3 protein-coding genes and 1 pseudogene are annotated in these 2,311 nt (G+C 65.5%); 3 read left to right on the forward strand and 1 reads right to left on the reverse strand.

The window, feature by feature from the left end; all coding sequences use genetic code 11:
• From WA702_RS23390 to WA702_RS23400, 3 genes and pseudogenes are all read left to right on the forward strand, one after another.
• Window positions 1-272, forward strand: a pseudogene (locus WA702_RS23390) (3-isopropylmalate dehydratase small subunit); the annotation flags it as partial.
• A 74-nt stretch (window positions 273-346) separates the two neighbouring features.
• Window positions 347-1,150: a hypothetical protein gene (locus WA702_RS23395; protein ID WP_425112932.1), complete on the forward strand. Its 804-nt coding sequence runs from the start codon at window positions 347-349 to the stop codon at window positions 1,148-1,150.
• Window positions 1,151-1,227: 77 nt separating this feature from the next.
• A complete protein-coding gene (locus WA702_RS23400) occupies window positions 1,228-1,665 on the forward strand; it encodes a hypothetical protein (protein WP_425112933.1) in 438 nt (145 codons plus the stop codon).
• Window positions 1,666-1,783: 118 nt separating this feature from the next.
• Here WA702_RS23400 and WA702_RS23405 read toward each other — a convergent pair.
• Window positions 1,784-2,311 (reverse strand): HpcH/HpaI aldolase/citrate lyase family protein (locus WA702_RS23405; protein WP_425112934.1); only part of this gene is annotated, 528 nt, incomplete at its 5' end.

Consider the following 2,311-nt stretch of genomic DNA (forward strand, 5'->3'; position numbering starts at 1 on the left):
TCAAGAACGGCATCCTGCCGATCCGCGTCTCGCAGGAAGACCTCGACAAGCTGTTCGACGACGCCGAGCGCGGCGCCAACGCCACCTTGACGATCGACCTACCGAGCCAGGAGATCCGCGGCCCCGACGGCGGCACGGTGAAGTTCGAGATTGATCCGTTCCGCAAGCACTGCCTGCTCAACGGCCTCGATGACATCGGGCTGACGATGGAGAAGAAGTCCTCGATTGACAGCTATGAGACCAGGCTGAAGACCGAGCGCGCCTGGGCCTGAGCCGTTTCATCTTTGAATTCTGGAAGGCCCTGGATGCCCCTGTCCGGGGCCTTGTTGCGAGGATCATCCGTCAGGTGACGCGCAGACTACCCGACATCGTCACCTTCTGGCGCGGCCCGCTGGACCGGCTACGCCAGACCTGCCTGCGCTCGCAGGTCGCCGTCGGCCATAAGGTCATCGTCTACAGTTTCGATCCGCTGCCGGGACTGCCGGAAAGCGTCCACAATGCCGACGCCGAGGCGGTGCTGCCGTTCGCCTTTTCCGAGCGCCTGCGCCCGCCGCAGCCCGACGGCAGCTGGCGTGACTGGACCACGCTGCAATTCAGCGATTTCTTCCGCATCCGCCTGATGGCGCGCAACGCCGGCGTCTGGCTCGATGCTGACGTGCTGCTGCTGAAGCCGGTCGAGATCGATCCGGCGAAGCCCTATTTTGCCTGGGAGCGCGGCCGTCAGATCGGCAATTCCGTGATCTATTTCCCTTCAGACGATCCTGTTGTGCGCGAGTTCGAGCAGTTGATGCAGCAGGACGAACTGACGCCGAACTGGCTGTCGCTGTCGCACCGGGTGACCTACGCGCTGCAGCGGCTGCGCGGCGGCTCCAAGCGGCTCTCCGACATCCGCGTCGCGGTGTTTGGGCCGGCCGCGCTGACGGCGCTGGCGCGCCGGCATGGCACGCTGCGCTATGCCTTACCCAAACGCTCATTCTACGCCGTGCATTCGGAGCCGAAGAAGTTCTTCGAGCCAACCGACTTCCCCCATTTGCTGCGCGACCCCGGGATCATCGGCCTGCACATCTCGCCAAAGGGGCGCGCGATGCTGCCGCCGGTGCCCGGCAGCCTGTTTCACTGGGCTGCGGAGCGCTACGGCACGCTGGCCTGACGCTTTCGAATTTGATCTGACGCAATGCACGTCCGGCGCCGCGGTGGTGAGATTACGCGATCGCATTGGAGGTGCCCATGACCGACCAAGCCCAAACCGAAGCGCAAGCCCACGCCTATCCGCGGGTCCAGCTCCTGATCGACGCCTTCGTTGGCTGGCTCAAGCGGCACCGCGAACTCAGCGAGATCGGACGCTTGGACCGCGAGGCGATCGAGCGGATTGCCGAGGACCTGCGGATCTCGCCCGACGATCTCAATGAGCTGGTCCGCAACGGTCCGCACGCCGCAGATGAATTGCCGCGCATGCTGGCGGCCCTTGGCATCGACGGGGCGGCGCTGACGCGCACCGAGCCGTTCGTCATGCGCGACATGGAGCGGGTCTGCGCGCTCTGTATGGACAAGGCGCGCTGCCGGGACGACCTCGCCGCCGGCACGTCCGGCACGCATTACGAGGACTATTGCCTCAACGCACCGACGATCGACCGTCTCGGCGACAGCGTCGTCCGGCGCGCCTGATCGGCGATAGCTGCACCAACTCGAATTCCCGTCATTGCGAGGAGCGTAGCGACCGAAGCAATCCAGGCTGTCTGCTTGGCTCTGGATTGCTTCGCTTCGCTCGCAATGACGCCAGGGATTACCTCGCCATCGCGGCGATTGCATCGGCGATCGCGATGGTCCGTCGTGCCATCTCGGCATGCAGCCGCTCCACCATGCGGCCGTCGAGCTGGATCGCCCCGCGCACGGCGTTCTCCGGTTTGTCGAAGGCGGCGAGGATCTTGCGTGCCTCGGCGACTTCCTCGGCCGGCGGCGTGAACACCGCGTTGCAGGTCTCGATCTGGCTCGGATGGATCAGCGTCTTGCCGTCGAACCCGAGATCGCGCGCCTGGATGCATTCCTGGGCGAAGCCGTCGGCATTGGAGAAGTCGCTATAGGGTCCGTCGAGCATCTCCAGGCCGTGCGCATGCGCGGCCAGGATGCAATGGGTGATCATCGGCAGCATGGTGGCGCGGCCGGGCAGCATCCGGATCCGTGTCTCCCGCGAGATGTCGTTGGGGCCGAACACGAAGCCGGCGAGCCGCGAGCCCGCTTCATGCGCTGTCGCGGCGAGCTTGTCGGCATCGAGCACCGCGCGCGCGGTCTCGATCATCGCCCAGACCTTCAG

The sequence above is a fragment of the Bradyrhizobium sp. genome (genome assembly GCF_049798375.1).
Lineage (GTDB): Bacteria > Pseudomonadota > Alphaproteobacteria > Rhizobiales > Xanthobacteraceae > Bradyrhizobium.

Coding starts and splice junctions, on each gene's coding strand:
- WA702_RS23400 (WP_425112933.1), top strand. CDS start 1,228: ATGACCGACCAAGCCCAAACCGAAGCGCAAGCCCACGCCTATCCGCGG.